22 protein-coding genes are annotated in these 22,714 nt (G+C 33.5%); 12 read left to right on the forward strand and 10 right to left on the reverse strand.

The window, feature by feature from the left end; translation table 11 throughout:
- Positions 1-123 precede the first annotated feature (123 nt).
- The 8 genes from A4F88_RS19380 (at position 124) to A4F88_RS19415 (ending at position 7,148) form a co-directional block, all read left to right on the forward strand.
- Positions 124-1,044, forward strand: a complete 921-nt coding sequence (locus tag A4F88_RS19380) for an ABC transporter ATP-binding protein (RefSeq protein WP_068844424.1) — start codon at positions 124-126, stop codon at positions 1,042-1,044.
- A 98-nt stretch (positions 1,045-1,142) separates the two neighbouring features.
- Positions 1,143-2,459, forward strand: coding sequence for an ABC transporter permease (locus tag A4F88_RS19385; RefSeq protein ID WP_068844425.1), 1,317 nt, complete (start codon positions 1,143-1,145; stop codon positions 2,457-2,459).
- 196 nt (positions 2,460-2,655) lie between these two features.
- A complete protein-coding gene (locus tag A4F88_RS19390) occupies positions 2,656-3,819 on the forward strand; it encodes a sigma-54-dependent transcriptional regulator (RefSeq protein WP_068844426.1) in 1,164 nt (387 codons plus the stop codon).
- Positions 3,820-3,918: 99 nt separating this feature from the next.
- Positions 3,919-4,584 carry a DEAD/DEAH box helicase gene (locus A4F88_RS19395; protein WP_068844427.1) on the forward strand — a complete coding sequence of 222 codons (666 nt, stop codon included), beginning with the start codon at positions 3,919-3,921 and terminating at the stop codon, positions 4,582-4,584.
- Positions 4,585-4,667: 83 nt separating this feature from the next.
- Positions 4,668-5,483: an alpha/beta hydrolase gene (locus tag A4F88_RS19400; protein ID WP_068844428.1), complete on the forward strand. Its 816-nt coding sequence runs from the start codon at positions 4,668-4,670 to the stop codon at positions 5,481-5,483.
- A 29-nt stretch (positions 5,484-5,512) separates the two neighbouring features.
- On the forward strand, positions 5,513-5,731 hold the full coding sequence (locus A4F88_RS19405; protein ID WP_068844429.1) for a putative signal transducing protein: 219 nt from the start codon (positions 5,513-5,515) through the stop codon (positions 5,729-5,731).
- A 79-nt stretch (positions 5,732-5,810) separates the two neighbouring features.
- A complete protein-coding gene (locus A4F88_RS19410; protein WP_068844430.1) occupies positions 5,811-6,614 on the forward strand; it encodes a Cof-type HAD-IIB family hydrolase in 804 nt (267 codons plus the stop codon).
- A 6-nt stretch (positions 6,615-6,620) separates the two neighbouring features.
- On the forward strand, positions 6,621-7,148 hold the full coding sequence (locus tag A4F88_RS19415) for a GNAT family N-acetyltransferase (RefSeq protein WP_068844431.1): 528 nt from the start codon (positions 6,621-6,623) through the stop codon (positions 7,146-7,148).
- A 104-nt stretch (positions 7,149-7,252) separates the two neighbouring features.
- Here the strand turns inward: A4F88_RS19415 and A4F88_RS19420 are convergent, their stop codons facing one another.
- Entirely contained in the window at positions 7,253-7,771 is a 519-nt protein-coding gene (locus A4F88_RS19420) for a hypothetical protein (RefSeq protein ID WP_068844432.1), read from the reverse strand.
- Positions 7,772-8,273: 502 nt separating this feature from the next.
- Between A4F88_RS19420 and mtaB the strand changes: the two genes are divergently transcribed.
- A complete protein-coding gene (gene mtaB / locus A4F88_RS19425; protein WP_068844433.1) occupies positions 8,274-9,608 on the forward strand; it encodes a tRNA (N(6)-L-threonylcarbamoyladenosine(37)-C(2))-methylthiotransferase MtaB in 1,335 nt (444 codons plus the stop codon).
- A 142-nt stretch (positions 9,609-9,750) separates the two neighbouring features.
- On the opposite strand, the gene A4F88_RS19430 is transcribed toward mtaB, so the two are convergent.
- The 9 genes from A4F88_RS19430 to A4F88_RS19470 all read right to left on the reverse strand — a co-directional run bounded on the left by A4F88_RS19430 (position 9,751) and on the right by A4F88_RS19470 (position 17,908).
- The gene (locus A4F88_RS19430; protein WP_068844434.1) at positions 9,751-10,368 is read right to left on the reverse strand and encodes a hypothetical protein; all 618 of its coding nucleotides are present in this window, start codon (positions 10,366-10,368) and stop codon (positions 9,751-9,753) included.
- A 4-nt stretch (positions 10,369-10,372) separates the two neighbouring features.
- Positions 10,373-10,882 carry a hypothetical protein gene (locus tag A4F88_RS19435; protein WP_068844646.1) on the reverse strand — a complete coding sequence of 170 codons (510 nt, stop codon included), beginning with the start codon at positions 10,880-10,882 and terminating at the stop codon, positions 10,373-10,375.
- Between the two features lie 96 nt (positions 10,883-10,978).
- Positions 10,979-11,695 (reverse strand): 3-ketoacyl-ACP reductase, encoded by a 717-nt coding sequence (locus tag A4F88_RS19440; protein ID WP_068844435.1) that lies wholly within the window; start codon positions 11,693-11,695, stop codon positions 10,979-10,981.
- 113 nt (positions 11,696-11,808) lie between these two features.
- Positions 11,809-12,396, reverse strand: coding sequence for an LURP-one-related family protein (locus tag A4F88_RS19445; protein WP_068844436.1), 588 nt, complete (start codon positions 12,394-12,396; stop codon positions 11,809-11,811).
- 89 nt (positions 12,397-12,485) lie between these two features.
- Positions 12,486-14,618: a vWA domain-containing protein gene (locus tag A4F88_RS19450; RefSeq protein WP_068844437.1), complete on the reverse strand. Its 2,133-nt coding sequence runs from the start codon at positions 14,616-14,618 to the stop codon at positions 12,486-12,488.
- A gap of 35 nt (positions 14,619-14,653) precedes the next feature.
- A complete protein-coding gene (locus tag A4F88_RS19455; protein WP_068844438.1) occupies positions 14,654-15,610 on the reverse strand; it encodes a hypothetical protein in 957 nt (318 codons plus the stop codon).
- A 2-nt stretch (positions 15,611-15,612) separates the two neighbouring features.
- The gene (locus tag A4F88_RS19460) at positions 15,613-16,113 is read right to left on the reverse strand and encodes an RNA polymerase sigma factor (RefSeq protein WP_068844647.1); all 501 of its coding nucleotides are present in this window, start codon (positions 16,111-16,113) and stop codon (positions 15,613-15,615) included.
- Positions 16,114-16,405: 292 nt separating this feature from the next.
- Entirely contained in the window at positions 16,406-17,242 is an 837-nt protein-coding gene (locus A4F88_RS19465; protein ID WP_068844439.1) for a DUF6929 family protein, read from the reverse strand.
- Between the two features lie 24 nt (positions 17,243-17,266).
- Positions 17,267-17,908: a hypothetical protein gene (locus tag A4F88_RS19470; RefSeq protein ID WP_068844440.1), complete on the reverse strand. Its 642-nt coding sequence runs from the start codon at positions 17,906-17,908 to the stop codon at positions 17,267-17,269.
- Between the two features lie 231 nt (positions 17,909-18,139).
- On the opposite strand from A4F88_RS19470, the gene A4F88_RS19475 reads away from it, so the two are divergent.
- The 3 genes from A4F88_RS19475 to A4F88_RS19485 all read left to right on the forward strand — a co-directional run bounded on the left by A4F88_RS19475 (position 18,140) and on the right by A4F88_RS19485 (position 22,544).
- Positions 18,140-19,021 carry a PPK2 family polyphosphate kinase gene (locus tag A4F88_RS19475; RefSeq protein WP_068844441.1) on the forward strand — a complete coding sequence of 294 codons (882 nt, stop codon included), beginning with the start codon at positions 18,140-18,142 and terminating at the stop codon, positions 19,019-19,021.
- A gap of 193 nt (positions 19,022-19,214) precedes the next feature.
- Positions 19,215-20,666, forward strand: a complete 1,452-nt coding sequence (locus A4F88_RS19480) for a PhoX family protein (protein WP_143155067.1) — start codon at positions 19,215-19,217, stop codon at positions 20,664-20,666.
- 96 nt (positions 20,667-20,762) lie between these two features.
- Positions 20,763-22,544 (forward strand): cytochrome-c peroxidase, encoded by a 1,782-nt coding sequence (locus A4F88_RS19485; RefSeq protein ID WP_068844443.1) that lies wholly within the window; start codon positions 20,763-20,765, stop codon positions 22,542-22,544.
- Positions 22,545-22,714 lie beyond the last annotated feature (170 nt).

Consider the following 22,714-nt stretch of genomic DNA (forward strand, 5'->3'; position numbering starts at 1 on the left):
CATTCTAATATAAATTTAGAATGGGTTTTTTGCGTAATTGTATCAAGATTCGCTTCGAATTATTTACTTTTACAGGCGCGTGGCCACAATGGTCAAACCAACGCAGAAAATTCTAAAAATAGCATGAGCAACTTACTAGAAGTACATAAAGTCGTAAAACAATACGGTGATTATGTAGCGCTTAACGAAGTTTCATTAAATGTGCCAAAAGGTAGTATTTATGGATTATTAGGTCCAAATGGAGCAGGAAAAACTTCCCTTATCAGAATTATAAATCAAATTACATTACCGGATAGCGGAGAAGTAATTTTGGATGGAGAAAAACTACAGCCCAAACATGTGCAGACTATTGGCTATCTTCCGGAAGAAAGAGGTTTGTACAGTTCGATGAAAGTAGGTGAACAATGTTTGTATCTGGCACAAATGAAAGGACTTTCTAAAACCGAAGCCAAAAAACAATTAGATTACTGGTTTGATCGTTTAGGAATACAAGGCTGGTGGAATAAAAAAATCCAGGAACTTTCTAAAGGAATGGCGCAAAAAATTCAGTTTGTAGTTTGTGTGCTGCACAAACCGAAATTACTGATTCTAGATGAGCCTTTCTCCGGATTTGACCCAGTAAATGCCAATATTATCAAAGACGAAATTTTAGCGCTGAAAGAACAAGGATCAACGATTATTTTCTCGACACACAGAATGGAAAGTGTAGAGGAACTTTGCGAAAATATTGCTTTAATTCACCAATCAAATAAATTAATAGAAGGAAAACTTGTTGATGTAAAACGTCAGTTTAGAACCAACAGTTTTGAGGTTGGAATCCTGACCAGTAATGTTGAAGGGTTAATGTACGACATTACACAAAAATTTACCGTTTCGCCGGCAAATTTTAAATCTTTAAACGATGATTTGAAATTAGAAATACAAATTGGAAATGCAACTTCAAATGAGTTATTGCATATTTTGACACAAAGAGGACAGGTTACCCACTTTGTTGAAAAAATTCCAAGTGTAAACGATATTTTTATTCAAACAGTAACAGGATAGATCTTTAGATCGTTAGACTTCTTGGATTTTTAGATTAAACTGGAAATCAAAAAAATCTAACAATCTAAGAAGTTTAAAAATCTAACAATCTAAAATAAATGAGTATAATTTCATTAATTATAAAAAGAGAATTTATTGCAAAAGTCCGCAATAAGTCTTTCGTTGTCATGACCTTTTTGAGTCCGCTATTGTTTGTGGCAATTGCAGGATTTATTGGTTATCTGAGTTCAATGAAAGCCGAAACAAAACGAATTGCAATTCATGATGAAACGGGTTTATTTGCTAATGACTTTTTAAAGCAGAATAAAAAAGATAGCGAATACAAATTTCTGAACCTTTCTGAAATAGAGGTAAAATCGTTGAAAGACAGTATTACCAAAGAAAATTTCAGCGGTTTAATTGTTATTCCAAAAACAAATGACTTCAGGGATCTGGAGAAAAAAATTGAATTTATTTCTAATAGCAGTCCAAGTATTTCTTTTATAGAAAAAACACAACGTGTTATAGCAGAAAAAATCACCAAAATAAATTTAGAAAAAGCCAGGCTGGATACTCTGGCAATTAAAAAAGCGCAGGCAACTGTAAATATTCATTTGGTTAAAGCTTCGGGAGAAGAAAGCTTAAAAGGATTAAATGAAATAAAAATTGGAATTGGAGGTGCATTTGGTTATCTGATTATGATGTTTATTATCATTTATGGAAACATGGTGATGAGAAGTGTGATCGAAGAAAAAACAAACCGAATCATCGAAATCATTATCTCATCAGTAAAACCATTTCAGTTAATGATTGGTAAAATTGTTGGGACATCACTGGCGGGAATTCTGCAATTTATGATCTGGGCAATTATTGGTCTCGGATTAATGTTTGCAGCATCAGCATTTTTTGGTGTAAATGTTGGGCCAACAGCCAGAATTTCACCAGAATTAATGCAATCGGCACAACATGAACTTTCAGGTTCTGCGCAAATGTATATTGCTGAGTTATGGAACTTGCCAATTGCGAGTATTATAATTGGTTTTGTGGTTTATTTTATTGGCGGATATTTCCTGTACAGTTCATTCTATGCCGCAATTGGAGCAGCGGTTGATAATCAAACCGACTCGCAACAATTTTTGCTGCCTATTATTATGCCGCTTATTTTAAGCGTTTATATTGGGTTCTTTACCGTTGTCAATGATCCTCACGGAACTATTGCAGTTGTATTTTCCATGATTCCGCTTACATCGCCAATTGTAATGTTAATGCGTATTCCGTTTGGAGTGCCATGGTGGCAAATCGCGATTTCGGTATCATTATTGTTTGCAACCTTTTTCCTTGTGGTTTGGTTTGCTGCCAAAATTTATCGTGTAGGTATTTTAATGTACGGAAAAAAACCAACTTGGAAAGAATTATATAGATGGCTTAAATATTAATTTGTATAGAGGCAAAGGTTCAGAGTTACAAAGATTCAAAGGTTTTTTTAATGTTTGTAGCTTAGAATAAACTACTTTAAGACTATACAAATAGCATGAAAATATATTACTAATAACAGGTTAAAAGGTGTTATTGTGACAAAGATTTTGAACTTTGTACCTCTGAACCTTTGCAACTTTGAACCTTAAGAAAAGAATGAGTAAAATACTAATTGTAGAAGACGAAGCAGCGATCAGAAGAGTTTTGGTAAAAATTTTATCAGAAGAAAATGATACGTATCAGGTTGATGAAGCTGAAGATGGAGTTGTCGGGCTTGAAAAAATAAAAAACAACGATTACGATTTGGTTTTGTGCGATATCAAAATGCCAAAAATGGACGGTGTTGAGGTTTTGGAAGAGGCAAAAAAAATAAAGCCCGAAATTCCGATGGTCATGATTTCCGGTCACGGTGATATGGAAACGGCTATTCATACTATGCGATTAGGAGCTTTTGATTATATCTCAAAACCACCAGATTTAAATCGTTTATTAAATACAGTTCGTAATGCTTTGGATAAAAAACAACTGGTAGTTGAGAATAAAATCTTAAAGAAAAAAGTTAGCAAAAACTACGAAATGGTAGGAGAAAGCGAAGCCATCAATCATATTAAAGTAATGATTGATAAAGTTGCTCAAACCGAAGCCAGAGTTTTAATTACTGGACCAAACGGAACCGGAAAAGAATTAGTAGCACATCAGTTACATGAAAAAAGTGAACGTTCTAATTTTCCTTTAATCGAAGTAAACTGTGCTGCAATTCCAAGTGAACTAATCGAAAGTGAATTGTTTGGTCACGTAAAAGGTGCTTTTACCTCGGCAGTGAAAGATCGTGCCGGAAAGTTTGAAGCTGCTGACAAAGGGACCATTTTTCTTGATGAAATTGGAGACATGAGCCTTTCGGCGCAAGCCAAAGTGTTGCGTGCTTTGCAGGAAAGTATGATTACAAGAGTAGGTGCCGAAAAAGATATTAAAGTTGATGTTCGTGTTGTGGCTGCAACCAACAAAGACTTAAAAACAGAAATTGCCGAAGGTCGTTTTCGTGAAGATTTATACCATCGTTTGGCTGTAATTTTAATTAAAGTTCCGCCATTAAATGAAAGACGTGATGATATTCCGGCTTTGATTACACATTTTACCGAAAAAATAGCTTCAGAACAAGGAAATGCTGTAAAAGTGTTTTCACCTCAGGCTATAAAATTATTGCAGGAATACGATTGGACAGGAAATATTCGTGAACTTCGAAATGTAGTCGAAAGATTGATTATTCTGGGAGGAAACGAAATTTCAGAAACCGATGTGAAGATGTTTGCAAGCAAGTAAACTTTGCGCAATAGACTTTAAGCGTTAAGCTTTAGGCTATTAAACAGAATAAATAATTTTTGCTCCAGGCTTATTGCCTAAAGCTTAAAGCATAAAAAGATGAAATTAAAAAAAATAAACGAAAAGTTACAGGACGCTTTAATTGAGAATGGATTAACGGAAGCAAATGTATTACAACAGGAAACTTTCTCGACCATAAAAAGTGGTGCAGACTGTATTATTATTTCTCCGGAAGGAAGCGGAAAATCAACTACCATTGTGCTGAATGTAATTCAGCAATTGGCAGGTCAAACCGAAGAATCACCCCGAGCTTTGATTTTTGTTGAAGACAAAACAAAAGTTTTAGAGATGGAAGCACTTTTCGAAAAATACGGAAAATATACCAATCTGGAAGTTTACGGTGTTCATGACAAAGGCGATATGGACTATGATAAAAACTATGTTTCAACAGGAATTGATGTTTTAATTGGTACGCCAAACAAACTAAGCGATATGTTTACAACAGCGGGTTACAATGTAAACCGTTTAAAAATGTTTATAATCGATGATGCAGATCCTATTTTGAAATTGCGTCATGAAACTAAAATCATGCGTATCTCCAACAGTATTGCTAAAACACAACGTATTATTTTTGCTGAAACTTTGACAGAACGTATCGAAATCCTGGCAGATAAAATGATGCTTGAGCCTTATTTATTCGATATGGATGAAGAAGGAGAAGAAGAGCTTGATGAAGAAGACGACGAAATTCAGGAAGAAGAATAAATAATTAGTTCCGGATTATAGTTTGAGTTCTTAAAGTTGACCAAAACTATGACTGTAACCTGAAACGAAATTATAATTTGTTTATGGAAATATTGAAAACGCTTAAATTTTTGACAATCGTGCTTTTGGCTTTTTTTGTTGTTATTTATGTAATTGTTGTTTTCTACGTTTATTTCAATCAGGTTGGAATGGTTTTTCAGGGAGCAAAACTTCCTGAAGATTATAAATTTGAATATCATCAAAAGTTTGAAGAAGTAAACATTAAATCATTTGATGGTGTGAAACTGAATGGTTTGCTGTTTAAAGCAGAAAATTCAAAAGGATTAGTATTTTATCTCCACGGAAATGCGGGAACACTGGAAACCTGGGGAAAAATAGCGGGAATTTATACTCGCTTAGGATATGATATCTTTATTTTAGATTACAGAAGTTTTGGGAAAAGTGAAGGTGAGATCGAAAATGAAGAACAGTTAAATAAAGATGTTTCAATTGTTTATAAAGCATTTACTAAAAAATATCCTGAAAATAAAATCATTATAGCAGGTTATTCTATTGGTTCAGGGCTTGCCACTATTTTAGCATCCAAAAATAAACCGAAAGCATTAATACTGCAATCGCCGTATTATAGTTTTACAGCATTATCGAGCAGCAAAGTGCCGTTTTTTCCAAATTTCATGAAAAAATTCAGTTTGGAAACCTATGAATATCTGCCCAAAATAAAGGCTCCGGTTTATATCTTTCACGGAATGAAAGATCAATTAATTCCTTATGAAAATTCGGTTCGGTTAAAACAACTCTTAAAAGAGAATGCTCATTTTTATCCGTTGAAAGATCAGGATCATATTGGAATGAACGAAAACAATGATTTTCAGAATGAGTTAAAAAAAATATTACAGTAAAAATTAAATAATAATAAAAATAGAATGTCATGGGATTAATGAAGGTGTACTCAGGAAGCGAAGTTTTAGCAATTGCTTTACAGGAAAGATTAGAAGAAGCCGGAGTAGAAACGGTAAAAAAAGATAACATTCAATCGGCGAGATTAGGTGGTTTTGGAGGTTCAGATTTAGCTGTTGAAGTATTTATTCAGGAAACTGATTTTGCAAAGGCAAATCCGGTTATTGAAAATTTCAGAATGAGTATCTAAATGCAGTAAATCGTTGCAGTTTGCCGTCGTAGTTATTAAGTAATACTATGACAAACTGTAGCTGAAAACTAAAAAAAACATGCCATACAAAATGTTAGTGCTCGACATGGATGATACCTTGTTGACAGACGATCATAAAATTTCAGATTTAAATAAAAAAATGCTTCTTGAAGCGCAGGCAAAAGGAGTTCATGTAGTTTTGGCTTCGGGCAGGCCAACATCAGCAATGACAGCCTATGCCAAAGAATTGAAACTCGACTTGTACGATTCTTATATTATTTCGTTCAATGGTGCAGTAATCAGTACTGTAAAAGATGATTTAGTGTTGTTTGAACAATCTTTAACACCAGAACAAATTCATGATCTGTATGATTATAGTGTTAAAAAGAAAACACATATTATCACTTATCTGGATGGAGAAATTGTAAGCGAAACAGATTCAGAATATATCGAAATCGAGAAAGAAATTACGGGATTGCAACACCATAAAGTACCGGATTTTAAAGCTGCAGTTCAAAAACCGGCAGTAAAATGTATTTTGTTGGCAGAACCAACTTATTTAAAAGAATTAGAGCAGGACTTAAAAGAGGCAATGCCACATTTAAGTATTGCAATGTCGAAACCATTTTTTCTGGAAGCTGCCCAAAACGGAATCGATAAAGCTGCCAGTTTGAAACTTTTAGCCGAAAAGCTAAATATTCATCAAAGCGAAATTATTGCCGTAGGAAATGCAGGAAATGATTTAACTATGATTGAATATGCCGGATTGGGAGTTTGGGTTGATAATGTAACACCAGAATTGCGTGATAAGGCAAATGTAATTGTAGCGTCTAATAATGATGATGGAGTTGCTGAAGTTGTACAGCGTTATATTTTAAATTAATATTCTATGAAAGATCCAATTGAAACAGAACGTTTGCTTTTAAGAGAATTACTTCCTTCTGATGCAGAAGGTATGTTCGAATTGGATTCTAATCCCAAAGTACATCTTTTTTTGGGCAACAAACCTGTAAAACATATCGACGAAAGTCATGCTTATATTAAGTTTGTTCAACAGCAATATAAAGATTTTGGAACTGGACGCTGGGCAGTTATCTTAAAAGAAACAAATGAATTTCTAGGCTGGTCCGGTATAAAGTTTATTACTGATGAAATTAATAATCATAAAGATTTTTATGAAATAGGATATCGTTTCATCGAAAAACACTGGGGAAAAGGATATGCTACCGAAGCCGGAAAAGCTTTTGTAGATTATGCTTTTAATGTGATGAAGGTAGAGGCATTGTACGCTTATGCAGATGCCGGAAATGAAGATTCCAGAAAAATTTTAGAAAAGCTGGGTTTGCGTTACGTTAATTCTTTTCAGTATGAAGAAGAATTAGAAGTTTGGTACGAATTAAAGAATCCAAACCTGTAAAACCCTAAGAAATGCGTTCCAAATCTTAGTAAACTCAACTCATTCAAGATTTACAAAGATTTGGAAAACAACTCGAAGTTTCTAGTATAATGAAATAATAGAAATTATTTTTTAGCTACAGAAACAAAATATTTATTTCCGTCACCCATTGTCAATTTTACACGTTCGTCGCAAAGATCGATAGCAAAATTAGCGCTTTCGTAACAAGTGCAGGTTGTGTTTTTGTCTTTAGACATTTCAGTTTTACAATTGTTGTTTTTGAAAGTCGATAATTGTGGCGTATACAAACTCACCAAATCAGTAGAAGCTGTAACCAGAGAAATGATACTTGCTGAATTATTATTAGTAATTCTGTATACAATTCTGTCAGTATAGTTTACCTCGTTAACTGTTACTTTACGAATATAAGTGTAAGCTGTAGAGCCTTCACCCGGTTCTTTAACTTCAAATTTAAATCCAACCGCACGAATTGCAATATCAAATTGAGATTGAGAGTTTAAGCTCGCCCAAGTTGTCAATGTACTAATAGATGGAAATGGATTAGCAGCCGGTGCAGCAGTTTGCGCCTGAGAGCTAAAAAAGGTTAAGAACATTAAGCAGATTGTGGGTAAAAATGCTTTCATATGGAGTTTTAATTTTTAATTTTTGCCTACTCTTTCTGGTTTTCGGCATTCCCATTTTTTATAATAACAAAACAACAACATAACGAGGGAAAATCAAAATTGTTATGTGGTATTTATCATTTAAATAATATAATTTTTAAATATGATTTTTTGACGAAGTGAAATTACTTCGAAAAAAGGTCTTAACAAAGTTAAATGTAAGAAAAATTGAATTTAAAGCTAAAAAAAATGCACTTAATCGGTGATATTTGTATTTAATCGATGATTTTGTCGTTTAATTCTTATTGAAATCGCACTTTATTTTTTACAGATAAAAATTATTCATTGCCTGTTTGGTTAATTTTTTTGTTTTTTAGAATTGGATGAAATACAGGTTTCATGCAAAATATTGATATGTAGTGTATTATTGATTTTATTTTAAAGAATATTGTATGTAAATTTGCAAACTCTTTAAAAGAGATGTAAATATAATATCTTACTACTTAAAACGTAGTTTATTCCCATGGAAAATAGAAAAAAAGTTGCTTTTTATACGCTTGGCTGCAAACTGAATTTTTCAGAGACTTCTACAATTGCGCGAAACTTTAATGATGAAGGTTTTGATCGTGTCGATTTTGAAGAAGTTGCCGATATATATGTTATCAATACCTGTTCGGTTACAGAAAATGCAGATAAGCAGTTTAAGCAGGTGGTAAAAAAAGCAATGAAACTTAATGATAAAGCTTTTGTGGCTGCAGTAGGTTGTTATGCACAATTAAAACCTGAAGAATTAGCAGCTGTTGATGGTGTTGATTTGGTTTTGGGAGCAACAGAAAAATTTAAAATTACTGATTATATTAATGATTTAAGCAAAAACGATATGGGTGAAGTTCACTCCTGCGAAATTGCCGAAGCTGATTTTTATGTTGGTAGTTATTCTATCGGAGACCGTACCCGTGCTTTTTTGAAAGTTCAGGATGGCTGCGATTATAAATGTACCTATTGTACAATTCCGTTAGCAAGAGGAATTTCGAGAAGTGATGCTTTAGAAAACGTATTGCAAAACGCCAAAGAAATTTCGGCTCAGAACATTAAAGAAATTGTTTTAACCGGAGTGAACATTGGAGATTACGGAAAAGGAGAATTTGGAAATAAAAAACACGAACATACATTTCTGGATTTAGTTCAGGCTTTAGATACAGTAGATGGAATTGAGCGTTTGCGAATTTCATCAATTGAACCTAATTTATTGCGAAATGAAACGATTGAGTTTGTTTCTAAAAGCAGAACTTTTGTGCCTCATTTTCATATTCCGTTGCAATCCGGAAGTAATGATATTTTAAAATTAATGAAACGTCGTTATTTACGTGAAGTTTATACAGAACGAGTAAATAAAATTCGGGAAGTAATGCCACATGCTTGTATTGGTGTTGATGTAATTGTTGGATTTCCGGGTGAAACCGATGAGCACTTTTTAGAAACGTATCATTTCCTGAACGAAATGGATATTTCGTATTTGCATGTTTTCACTTATTCTGAAAGAGATAATACAGAGGCAGCCAATATGCCAGGCGTAGTTCCGGCAAGTGTAAGAGCAAAACGCAGCAAAATGTTACGCGGATTATCAGTAAAGAAACGTCGTGCTTTTTACGAAAGCCAATTAGGCTCAAACAGAACAGTTTTGTTTGAAGGAGAAAATAAAGAAGGATACATTCATGGTTTTACTGAAAACTACGTAAAAGTAAAAACACCATGGAACCCTGAATTAGTCAATACACTGCAAGAAATAAATCTGACTAAAATTGATGAAGACGGAAGTGTTCGTTTAGAGTTTATCAATAAATTAGCAGAAGCATAAAACATAAAGACAGAAAAGCCCTTTATTAAAAGGGCTTTTCTGTTTTAAATAAAATTTTACTTCTGATCCCAATAAATTACCAGTTTCAAAGAATTTATATATTGGCATCAAACTCAATTATCCTTTGTTTTAGATGACAGTATTATTTTAAATCAATTTTTTTTCTAACTAATTTTAAATTTTCATCGTTAGGATCTGTTTCCATTTTAAAAACAGTTTTATTTTCAATAAAAATTCGTTTTTGCAAGTCTTCTGGCGTAACCGTATCACAACCAGTTGAAATTAAAAATGGTTCTATAATTTGTTTCCAGTTTGAATCTTTTAAAGAATAAGTAGTCATAGAATATGTACATCCATTCATTGGAGCCTGAAAAACTGAAAATTCATCTTTTCCATCATTATTTAAATCTCCTTCATTAATTAATTGAGCATCACAACAACCAATAATAATTGGTTTTAGTAATGAATTACTAAAAGAAATTGTGTATTCGTCTGGAGTTCCGTCTTCTATCGGATTTCCTTTTCCTTCCTTTGTTTTTGTAACTGTGGCTAATTCATTTTTTCCATCACCATCAAAATCACCTTCAATTTTTTCACCAACCAAAAGTTTAGATGTTTTTTCTGACTGCGGCGTTTTTGTTGGAACTGGCAAGGAAACAGAATCTTTTTTTGAAATTTCGGGATTTTTATTCTCGGATTTGCTTTTTTGAGAGCAGGAAGCCAAGAGAAATAATACGGATAAAATGATAGGTTTGTACATGTTTTTACTTTTTATTTTCCAGAATAACCAGTTTCAAAGAATTAATATAATCGGTATCAAATTCAATTACTCTGATTTTTTCCGGATTGAAACTTAATCCACCACCAAACTGACCTTTTGTATCAAGGAAATCAATAGTTAATTCCTCATCAGTTAATGCAATCAGTTTGCCCAGATAAGCTGATTTTGCCGATTTTTTGGCAATCTGAAATATCTCATACTTATTGGTAATATAATTTATGATCGAAGACAAATCCCTTATCGGAATAATATCTTCGGCATTTGTTTTTAAACCTTTCAGGCGAATTACTTTTTCTGTAAAAGCTAAATCATGATCTCTGTGAACGGCTTCGATATTTTTGTTCTTCAGAATTACAAAACCATCCAGAATAAAATCCACCGGATTATTTCGTAGTAAAATCCATTCATCAGAATAGTCAATAAGAAACCCTGTAAAAAGTTCTTTCTTATCGGTAAATTCTATGGCAATTAATTGTCTTAAATATTGTTCCATCATAATTGTTTTTTTAAAATGCCAATATTTAAATTCCAAATTCCAATTGCTTTGCAAAATAGAATTTGGAACTTTTAAAAATTGAGATTTAAAATTTTAAGGATTAGTAGACCAAATGCTGCTGTTTTTGATAAATACTCTTCGGTTTAATTTTAACTGTGCAATAATTAAATCTGCCATATCTTCAGACTGCATTACTTTTTCCGGATTTCCGTCAGTTAAGTTTAAGTCTTTTGCCATGTCAGTAGCCACAGTACTTGGTGTTAAAGCCGTAACACGAATATTGTGTTTTCTCATTTCCTGCATCAAAGAATCGGTTAAACCTAAAACCGCAAATTTTGAGGCACTGTAAGCACTTGTTAGTGCATTTCCGTTTAATCCTGCAGTTGATGAAATATTGATAATATCTCCGGTTTGTCTTTCGATCATATTTGGAATAACGGCACGAGTAGTGTAATATGTTCCCATTAAATTTACCTGAATAATTCTTTCCCAGGCTTCAGGCTCTAATTCTAAGAATTTTCCAAAAGAAGCAATTCCGGCGCTATTGATTAAAATATCGATACTTTTAAATTCGGCAATAGCTTTTTCTACAGCAGAATTTATAGAGTTGATATCAGAAACGTCAGCAGACAAAGCCAAAGTTTTTACACCAAATTTTGCAGTTTCTTCTGCCAGTTGATCAATATCACTTTTAGTTCTGGAAACTAAAATAAGGTTTACACCTTCTTTTGCCAATGCAATGGCAACGGCTTTTCCAATTCCTTTTCCGGCACCTGTAATAAGTGCATTTTTATTTTTTAAGTCGGTCATGATTGTGTTTTTAGAAATGCAGAAAGCATCATTTTAAGTCTTACAAAAATAAAGCTTTTGTAAACTAAAATGATGCTTTGAGGTATTTTCTTAATCTAAGTTTAACAACTTTTTTATTCTTTTAGAACCATATCAATACACATGACAGCGGCAAGAATTAATTGTCTTAACGGACTATCTTCTGCTACAGTTTCTTCTATTTGAAGTACATAATTGTCTGCACTTGTAAAAAACTCTTTGCCTATTCCTGCCCATTTTTTGTTTACCTGTGCCAGCTGTTTGTTCTCGTAAGTAAATTTAAAATCCCATCCTGTCCATTTTCCCTGAAGCATTGCAATTGGTTTTTCGTTTTTATCCAGAATTTCAAATTTTCCTCCAATAGATAAAAGCTTTTGTTTGAATGTTCCTATCAAACGGTCTTTTTCATCAAATACCTCAACTGTCGAACGAAGCCAGGCAATGCCACGTTTTACAGAAATTAATTTTTCGCCGGAAGCGGTTGTAATTTCAATATTAAAAGGCGTCATTCTTTTATAATCTGTAAAACGCATCACTTTGGTAAAAAAGCCCAGATTGTTTTCTCTGCAATTCATTATAATCTGATTGTTTTCAGGACTATAAATGTCATAATTGTTAGCGGCTTTAAACATTCCAATATGTTCTTTTACAAGAAATAAATTCTGATTTAAAATGGGATTCATGAAATTGGGTTGATATTGATTTATAAATATTTAGACTGAATACGTTTTGAACGATTTTCAAACGGATGTCAAATGTAAATAAATATTGGTTAATAATCGAATTTTGAAGTTTCAATCAGTCGAATAAATTCTGCTTTATAACCTTCGGCATCATTTGAAGCACCTTGTTTCGCCAGTTTCAAAATAGCATCAGAAGATTTATCTTCAATAAACTTAGAATCCCTTAATTTCAATCCAAACCAGGCGACAGCAGTGCTAAATTTAAAATCATCAGAAGCATTTTCTAAAGGAATAGATTTGTTGTCTATAGTTTCTACCATTTCGATGCTTTTGTTGCCATCCGGTTTTTTATAACGGAATTTTATAGTAGCCAATTCATTGGTGTATTTATTACTGTTTTCTTTGACTTTTGTATATTTTAAATCATCTGGCTGTTGACCAAGATAATCACTTTTAACTCCCGTGGGAATAATTTCATATAAAGCCGTAACAGTATGATTGCTTCCTAATTCTCCTGCGTCTATGGCATCATTTTTAAAATCTTCAGGACGCAGTTTTCTGTTTTCATATCCAATTAATCGGTATGCCTGAATTTGCTCAGGATTAAATTCGATTTGTATTTTTACATCTTTGGCAATTGCAAACATAGAACCTTTAAATTCTTTTCCTAAAAAACGATTTGCTTCCTGAATGTTATCGATATAGGCGTAATTTCCATTTCCTTTATCTGCTAAGGTTTCCATTTTGCTGTCTTTATAATTTCCCATTCCATACCCCAGACAAGTCAGGAAAACTCCCGTTTTTCTTTTTTGTTCAATTAATTTTTCCATATCTGAGTCAGAAGTATCACCTACATTAAAATCACCATCAGTGGCAAGAATAACTCTGTTGTTTCCGTTTTTGATAAAATTTTCGGCAGCAATTTTATAAGCCAGTTCAATTCCGGCTCCTCCGGCTGTGCTTCCTCCGGCATCTAATTTTTCTAAAGCTTCATTGATTGTTTTTTTATCATTTCCGGAAGTTGGGGGAAGAACTAAACCGGCTGCTCCGGCATACACTACAATTGCTACTTTATCTTTTTCGCGTAATTCATTTACTAAAATTTTCAGGGATTGTTTCAGCAAGGGTAATTTATTAATATCGCTCATAGAACCAGAAACATCGATTAAGAATACGAGATTAGAAGCCGGTAAATTTTCTGTTGGAATGTTTTTTCCCTGTAAACCAATCTTAAGTATTTTGTTTTTAGAATTCCATGGAGAATCGCTTAGTTGAGTATTGATCGAAAACGGATTTCCGTCTTTTGGCTGTGGATAAGTGTATTTGAAAAAATTAACCATTTCTTCTACACGTACCGCATCTTTTGGAACTTGCTGACCGTTGTTTAAAAAACGTCTCACATTTGTATAAGAAGCATTGTCTACATCTATAGAAAATGTAGAAAGCGGTGCTGTTTTTGGACTTTCGAAAACATTTTCTACCAAAGTATTATAATCTTCCTGATTTGGTTCAACAGGCTGAACAGGGCTTGCATTTTTCAGGATTGTATTAAGTTCTTTCTCTGTAAGATTTTTATACATTCCGTTTTTGGTGTCGATAACCACAACTCCGTTTGAGGCTCTGCTTCCATAAATAGAAGTGGCTGTTGAGTCTTTTAAAACTTTTACCTCCTGAATATCATTTGGATTAATTTTAGCAAATTGTTTTGCTTTTACAGGAATTCCGTCAATGATATACAAAGGTTCATTTTTAGCAGAAATGGATTCAGTTCCTCTTATCGCTACAGCTGGACTTGGAGCTGCAAGATATCTACTGTTATTTTGAACTTGTACACCGGCAACTCTACCCCGAACCTTTGTTGCAGCACTAGTTTTTATTTGTTTTTTCGAAATTCCATAACCTACAACCACAACTTCTTGTAATTGAGGACTGTTATCCGTCATGATGATATTGATTACACTTGATTCTTTAACCGTAACACTTTCATTATTCATCCCGATAAAGCTAAAAACTAAAACATCTCCGGTTTGCGCCTTGATGGAATATTTTCCGTCAAAATCTGTTTGTGTTGATTTGTTTGATTTTTGAATCGTAATGCTAACGCCCGGAAGAGCCTGATGAGTTTGGTCTGTAACGGTTCCGGTAATTGTTTTTTCCTGTGCCATGGTTACGAAACATATAAGCATAGCAATGGCTGATGAAATAAGTTTTAGACTTTTCATGATAATAAGTTTTAAATTAAAAATTTGTTTTTTAGCTATTTTTTAGGAGCCGGTTTTCCTGTTTTAGTAGTAATAATGACAACACCTTTTTTGCCTTTTTCGCCATATTTTGAGGTAGCTTCTAAATCCTGAAGTACAGTAATGGTTTTAATTTCCTGTTTGTTTAAAGGGGCATACGGACTTGTTGGATTGGTGCCAAATAAATCATTTTCAGAGTAATAAATGCCGTCAATAATATACAATGGCGCATCCAGTACAACTAATGAATCTACATTTTCTGGTTGTAAATTAGGAAGTTCTGCCTGCATCATTTTATCTCTTTTCTCATCATTACTATGAGAAATAGGGTTTCCGTTTAAAACAATAAGAGGAGCACTTTTTTTAGCCATTGGCGCATGTTGATCTGCATAAGCAACTTTTGCTGATTCTCTTCCTGTTTGGTATGAACCATAATTTTGAAGGGCTTTATCTTTTAAGATGCTGTTTTCTTCTTCAACAGCATATGAAGGTTGTACTGACACTGGAGCAGTAATTTCGGCAGCAATTTTTGCGGGAGGAACAGAAAAGGCTTGTGCCGGAATAAGAGAGTCTTTCGCCTGGTTCAGGGCCACATTTTGTTGCTGTTGTATTTGTCTGTTTAGAATTTTGACAGCTTCAGTTTTTGAAACAATTACTGTGTCTGAAGAAACAACGGGATTATTTTTTTCTGTTTCAGCGTTCTGAATGTTTTCTTTCGAGTCTTTATTCACCACAACTTTAGGATCAGAAGTTGTTTTGTCTGATTTTAGAAATTGTGATCCTATCGAAATCAGTAATAAAAGAGAAGCTGCAATGGCAATTTTTTTCCATAACGAAATTGCTTTTTTATCTTCTTTTTTATCGAGTTTTTCTTCAACACGAGACCAGACTTTATCCATTCCCGGAAAATCTTTCGATTCCGAATGGTGTGCGGCTTCTTTAAATTTATTAAATATTTTATCCTGATTGTCCATGACTATTTTGCTTTTTGGTAATACAATTTATTTACTAAATCCTTTAGCTTGGTTTTAGCGGCATTCAATTGTGATTTTGATGTGCCTTCAGAAATGCTCAGCATGTCGGCTATTTCTTTGTGTGCAAAACCTTCGATAACAAAAAGGTTAAAAACAGTTTTACAGCCTTCCGGAATATGGTTTAGTAAATTGAGTAAATCTTCTTCTTCTAATGCATTGATTTCATCAGTAAAAGGTTGCGAAAGCAATTTGACATCATCAAGATACATGTTAAAATTGGTGTTTTTCTTGATGGTTGCCAAACAATGGTTAACCGTTATTTTTCGAGCCCATGCCTCAAAAGCTAAAACTTCTTTGAGTTGTTCCAGTTTTGTAAATATGGTATAGAAAGCGTCAGCCATAGCTTCTTCAATTTCTTCTTCCTTCTTTAAGTAGCGTTTGCAAAGGCGATACAGCTTTGGAGCCATATACTCATAAACCTGACGCTGAGCATCACGGTTCATTTTTTTGCAGTTAGAAATTAGCGTTTCGTTTATCACAATTGTTGTCTTTATACTAAAGAGGGGCAAAAAGAAAAAAAGGTTGGGACGAGTATGAAATTTTTTTTAAGGTTAAAAGTTGCAAAGTTGCAAAGGTTCAAAGCTTCTGAGGTTTTATTGCACATATATAATAATGTATCTCTTTCAGAAACTTCATTGAACTAATCTTTGTGTATCTCTGTGTAGTCTTTGTGAATCTTTGTGTTATAGTTTTACCACAAAGATTCACAAAGACAACGCAAAGTCTCGCAAAGAATTACTTAACGGGCAGTGTCAATTTAAAAATCTTTGTTTCGAGAATGTCCGTATCATTATCTTCGCAAAGCAAAAATTCAATTTTGTTGTTTTCTTTTTTATAGAAAGTTAAACCTTCAAATTTATTGGTTGAGGTTATTTTTTGCGTAAAATCGATTTTCATGGTTTTCAGATCTATTCGTCCAATAAAGCTTCCCAGAATTTCGCCATCGTCATAAGTTGATTTGGTATCTTCGGCGGTGGAAAGGAAATAGATTTTGTCTTCGACTAAAATAGCATCGGTAAAACTGGAGCGAACTCCTTTTATTTTTGGAAGTTTATAATTGGTCGCAACCAGGGCAAATTCTTCTCCCAGACTTTTGGCATGAATGGTAAAAATGGTGTTTTTGTTTGAAACTCCATTTCCGCGATTGAACAAATACCAGTTTTCTCCATCGAAAATAGAACCTTCGAGATTAAAATCTTCGGGTTTTATTTCGCCAAAACTTTGCATTAAACCATACAAATCAACCAGATTGTTTTTTTGTAAAACGGTTTTAGATTTAAGATCAAACTCGATCATTTTATTTCGGTTTTCGGTAGAACCGGAACCAAAAACATACAAAGTATCATTATGATTGGTCAGGGATTCAAAATCCGGTTTTAGGTTTTTGGGTATATTTTGTGTTGGATTGTCAATTAAAGCATGTTGGTTTAATTGCTGATTCTGCATGTTATATTCGTATAAAAATCCGCTGTTATCACTAATAATATAAAGTGAATTGTTATTGAAAAATAATCCTGATGCTGATCCGATTCCGATGATTTGAAATAATATTTCTAAGGTGAATTTTTCCATGAATGTTGCTTTAAAGTCTTTTTATTATCGTGACTTTATCTTTTTAAATGAATTGTTTTTTTCTGCTTCTGAAGTTATCCTTTCGAGAATGTCTATAATTTTTTTACTTTTTAGGCTATTGTTACTTTTATAGTTGATATTTATCAACCCATCGCTTTCTTTTTGTAAATCAAATATATCGAATAATTTTTCTGTTTTATTTCCATTTATTATCATACTTAATTTCTGCAATGTCGAATTCCCGATGCCGATAGTGTATTTTGATTTTTTAGGGCTTATATATTGGAAATACTTTACTTTCTCTTTGTCGATAACTGCTTTATTCGAAAAATATATTTCCCAAAAAGAAGTGTCTTCGGCTGTTAATATAGTATACTCGTGGCAATAATTAATTTTTGTTACAAAAAAAAGGCCTTCTTTTTTCCAAAAAACATATACAGGAGGATTGACTAAATCATCAAAACAGGTTTCTTTTTCATCTGAGGAAGGTTCTACAATAATTATCGGACGTTCGGGAGTAATTTTTTTATAAAGGATCAGAGTATCGATTTTTTGAGTTGCAATAAAATCAGAAACTAATTCATCAATATTCGCTTTTGGATGAGTTTGTGAATTGCCCGTAAAAGTTAAGAACAAAAAAAATAAAAGGAATGTATGTCGTGGCATTATACTGTTTTTTAATTTTTATAAGTTCTTTTGAAAAACCAATGACCAGCCCTGATAGTAATGAAAATGCTTTGAAAAGAAATTGTATTTTTTCCTGACAAAACAAAGCGACCAGCGGAAGCTCTTGTTATGGCTTTGGAAAAAAGCAATTTATTGAAAAAGTATTGCAATGAATAGCAGGAATATGCTTCGTAAAATTAGTATATTTACTATTATAAAAATTCAGAAATTATGAAATCTATTGATCCAAATGATTTTAAAGTTACAGATAAAATAAAATTATCAAAGATTCCGACTTTACTAAATGTAAAAGCAGATGATGACGAAAAAGAAGAGAAACTCGATAAAGTTCAGGCAAAATTGAGCGATTTGCAGGATGTGATGTATGCACACAACAAATATGCGGTTTTGATTTGCCTGCAAGGAATGGATACTTCGGGAAAAGACAGTCTGATTAAGGAAGTTTTTAAAGAGTTTAATCCGCGTGGAGTAGTAGTGCATAGTTTTAAAACGCCCAATTCGAGTGAATTAGAACATGATTATTTGTGGAGACATTATATTGCATTGCCGGAAAAAGGAAAGTTTGCAATTTTTAACCGTACGCATTATGAAAACGTTTTGGTAACACGGGTGCATCCTGAATTTATTTTGGCGGAGAACTTACCGGGAATCAATTCGGTTGACGATATTACACCAAAATTCTGGAAGAAAAGAATTGAACAAATCAATAACTTTGAAAGCCATATTGCAGAAAACGGAACGATTGTCATGAAGTTTTTTCTGCATTTGAGCAAAGAAGAACAACGTCAGCGTTTATTACGCCGTTTGGAAGAAGAAAAACACAATTGGAAATTTTCGCCCAACGATTTAAAAGAGCGCGGATATTGGGATCAATATCAGGAATATTATGAAGAGGCAATAAATAAAACATCAACAGAACATGCGCCATGGTATGTGATTCCTGCAGATGATAAAGAAATGGCACGTTATATTGTAGCCAAAATTATCTGGGAAGAAATGCAAAAACATACAGATATTAAAGAGCCGGAGCTTGATGATAAAATAAAAGCCAATTTTGAGGCTTATAAAGAACAGTTAAATAAAGAGTCTTAAAGTAAGGCTCTTTTTTTTGTTTGAATGTTATTGTAAGTTTATGAGTATTTTGTATTACTAATTTAATGTTAATTTTTTTCTGAATAATTTCGTATTTGTGTTACATCTCTTGTTTTTTTGATAATATCAAAGTGATTTTAAGTTAAAGAGTAGGGATTTACTTTGTAAAAAAAATAAAACCAATTTTTAACTCATGAAACGAATTATTCTACCCCTAATCATGTTAGGTTCGTTGATTACATCTTGTAATAACGATTCAAAAGACGAAGCAGAACCAACAAGTGTTGTATTGAAAGACCAATCAGTAACACCAAGCTTAGTAAAAGCACAAGCAGGTTTTGAGAGTTTGAAAATCTATTCTCTTTTTAGTTCAGATGATGTTTTTGCAGATAGTCCGAAATTTGTTTTTGGAGGTTCTGCTGATGGTTCAGGTTTACTAAAAAACACTGACGGAACTTTTACTTTTCTGGTAAACAACGAAGACAACTTTGCGGTTTCAAGAATTACACTGGACAAAACATTTAAACCTACAAAAGGAGAGTATTTACTAAACTCAAGCGGAGGAACCTGGAGATTGTGTGGTGCTACAATGGCAACACAGGCAGAACATGGTTTTGGACCGGTTTATTTAACTTGTGGAGAATCTGGCGAAGAGTCCCGTACTCATGCATTAGATCCTTACGGAAGTGCAGGAACAGCATCAGTATCTAAAGAGCTGGCAGGTTTTGGTCGTTTAAGTGCAGAGAATGCTTTGCCATTACGTTCTACGGCTTACAAAGGAAAAACTGTTGTAGTAATTGGTGATGATGACTCAGGAACTTACGGAGGACAGGTGTTTATGTATGTATCGAATACTGTGGGTGATTTAACCGGAGGTTCTTTGTATATGCTAAAAAGAAATGACGATAACCAAAGAGAAAAAGATATGGAAGTTAGTAAAACATATCCGGTTTCTTTTGTAAAAATTGACAATCATACTACTTTAACTGGTGCTCAAATCAATGCGTCTGTAAATACTCTTAAAGCGATTAAATTTGGTCGTGTAGAAGATTTAGATTACCGTAAAGGTGGCGATAATGCAGATCGCGAATTGTATTTTAACGTAACAGGACAAGATATCACAGGAACAAATGCAGATGCTTCAAGAACAAAATATGGTAGAGTGTACAGATTAAACCTTGATGCTGCTGACCCGTTAAAAGGAACTCTTGAAGTAATTCTTGATGGAGATAACCGTTCTGGAATTGCGGGTAAATTTCAAAATCCGGATAACATTTGTGTAACTAAAAACTATGTTTATGTTCAGGAAGATGCTAACGGATATGGTGACGAAACACACGATGCTTATATCTACCAATACAATATTGCAACAAAAGACTTAAAAGTTGTTTTAGAATTAGATCACCGTCGTACTCAGGCAGATGCTGCAAAATACAACGTAGGTAAATTATCAAAATTTGGTGATTGGGAATATGGTGCTTTGATCGATGTATCTGATCAGGTTGGTATTCCGGATACTTTTATGTTAAGCATACAGCCACATACCTGGACTGGAGAAAGATATAAAAGCCCTGATGGTGGTACAAACCGCCCTAAAGAAGAACAGGCAAGTCAAATCGTAGTAATTAAAGGTTTGGCGAGATAAACCTTTAAGTCATTACAAAACAGTTATCCACTATTTCAATTTGAGGTAGTGGTTTCTGTTTTTCTAAATATTCCTCTTTTTAATCGTAACTACATCATGAAAAAAATATATTGTTTGTTGTTTCTGTTGGCATTACTGGGCTGTCAGAAAAAAAACAAACATCAGGAAATAAATGAATTGTTTAAGGCTGATATTACTTTACTAATTGAAAAAGTAGCCAAACTGAAATATTCTGTACAATCAGATTCTGCCGAAGCCCAAATTCAGCGACAATTTCTGGAAGCACATCAGGGATATAAAAAGGTCGAAATGATAAGTGAGTATTATTCGCCTGCAGTTTCTAAATCGATCAACGGACCTGCCATACCTGAGTTTGAAGAAAACGATAATATAACGGTTCAGCCCGAAGGATTCCAGGTTATTGAAGAATTGGTTTTTCCGAAATATGATAAAAAAAATAAAAAAGAACTCCTTCAGGAATTAGGTGTTTTATCAGCAAATTTAATTCGGTTAGAAAAAGTTTCAAATTCGAATGAACTAACTGATGCACATGTTTTTGATGCCATGAGATTAGAAGTCTACAGAATTATTACGCTGGGAATTACAGGTTTTGATTCTCCGGTTGTTCTGAACTCACTTCCTGAAGCCTTGGTATCTTTAGAAACCATCGAAAAATACTATAATGTTTATCTCGAAAATAAAACGGTTTCAAATTCAAAAGAAACACTTCAGATTTTAGAAAAAGGAAAAAAGTATTTAAAAACGAATACCAATTTTAATGCTTTTGATCGGGCGTATTTCATCAAAGAAATTTTAAATCCGTTGAGTAAAGGACTTTTTAAAACGCAAACCGAATTAGGAATTCCGTTAATGAAAGAACAACGCGGTTTAAAAGTAACAGCAGAAACATTATTTGATAAGGATGCTTTTGATCCCGAAGCATTTTCCGGTTTTCCCGATTATCAAACAACATCCGAAAAAATTGCTTTAGGAAAAAAGTTATTCAATGATCCGGTTTTATCAGGAAACAATACACGTTCCTGTGCTTCTTGCCATCATGCGGAGAAAGCTTTTACTGATGGATTGGAAAGAGCAGTTGCATTAGACGGAAAATCAATGATTCAGCGTAATACACCAACTTTAACGAATATTGCTTTTCAGCGTGTGTTTTTTGCAGATTCGCGGGTAAGCTATCTTGAAGATCAGGCTGTCGCAGTTATTAAAAATGAAAACGAAATGCACGGATCTCTCGAGAAATCGGCTTTGGCTATTCAGAAAAACCAGGACTATGTAAAAGAGTTCAAAAAAGCATTTCCTAAAGGAGCAATAAACGAATTTGAAATCAAAAATGCTCTGGCGTCTTACATTCGCTCGTTAAGTCATTATGATGCTAAGTTTGATGGTTATATGCAAAATAAAACCGCCTTTACTGCAGATGAAAAAGCCGGATTTAATTTGTTTGCAGGAAAAGCCAAATGTGCAACCTGCCATTTTATTCCGCTTACAAACGGAACGGTTCCGCCAAATTTCGACAGATCTGAAAGTGAGATTTTAGGAACTCCCAATAAAAATAAAAAACTCGATGGAGATTTGGGCAAGTTTATTATAACACAAGCCGCGATTCATAAAAACTCTTTTAAAACACCAACCATCAGAAATATAGAGTTAACAGCGCCATACATGCATAATGGTGTTTATAAAACGCTGGAAGAAGTAATTGATTTTTATGATCAGGGCGGAGGATTAGGTTTAGGATTCGATGTCCCAAACCAAACTTTACCAGAAGACAAACTGAACTTATCTGATAAAGAGAAAAAACAATTGATCGCTTTTATGAGGACTCTGACGGATAGTAAATATTTAGAGAATAGAGAATAGAGAATAGAGAAAAGAAGTTAGCCACGAATTTCACAGATTTTCACAAATTATTTCGTGAAGATTTGTAAAATTCGTGGCTAAAAAATGTTGTATTATTCCATTGGTCAAAACAAAAATGTAGTTCATCAAACTAATTTTAATAGCGTTTGAGGTTTGTGCTCCTTTGCATC

The sequence above is a fragment of the Flavobacterium chilense genome (genome assembly GCF_001602525.1).
Taxonomy (GTDB): Bacteria; Bacteroidota; Bacteroidia; order Flavobacteriales; family Flavobacteriaceae; genus Flavobacterium; species Flavobacterium chilense.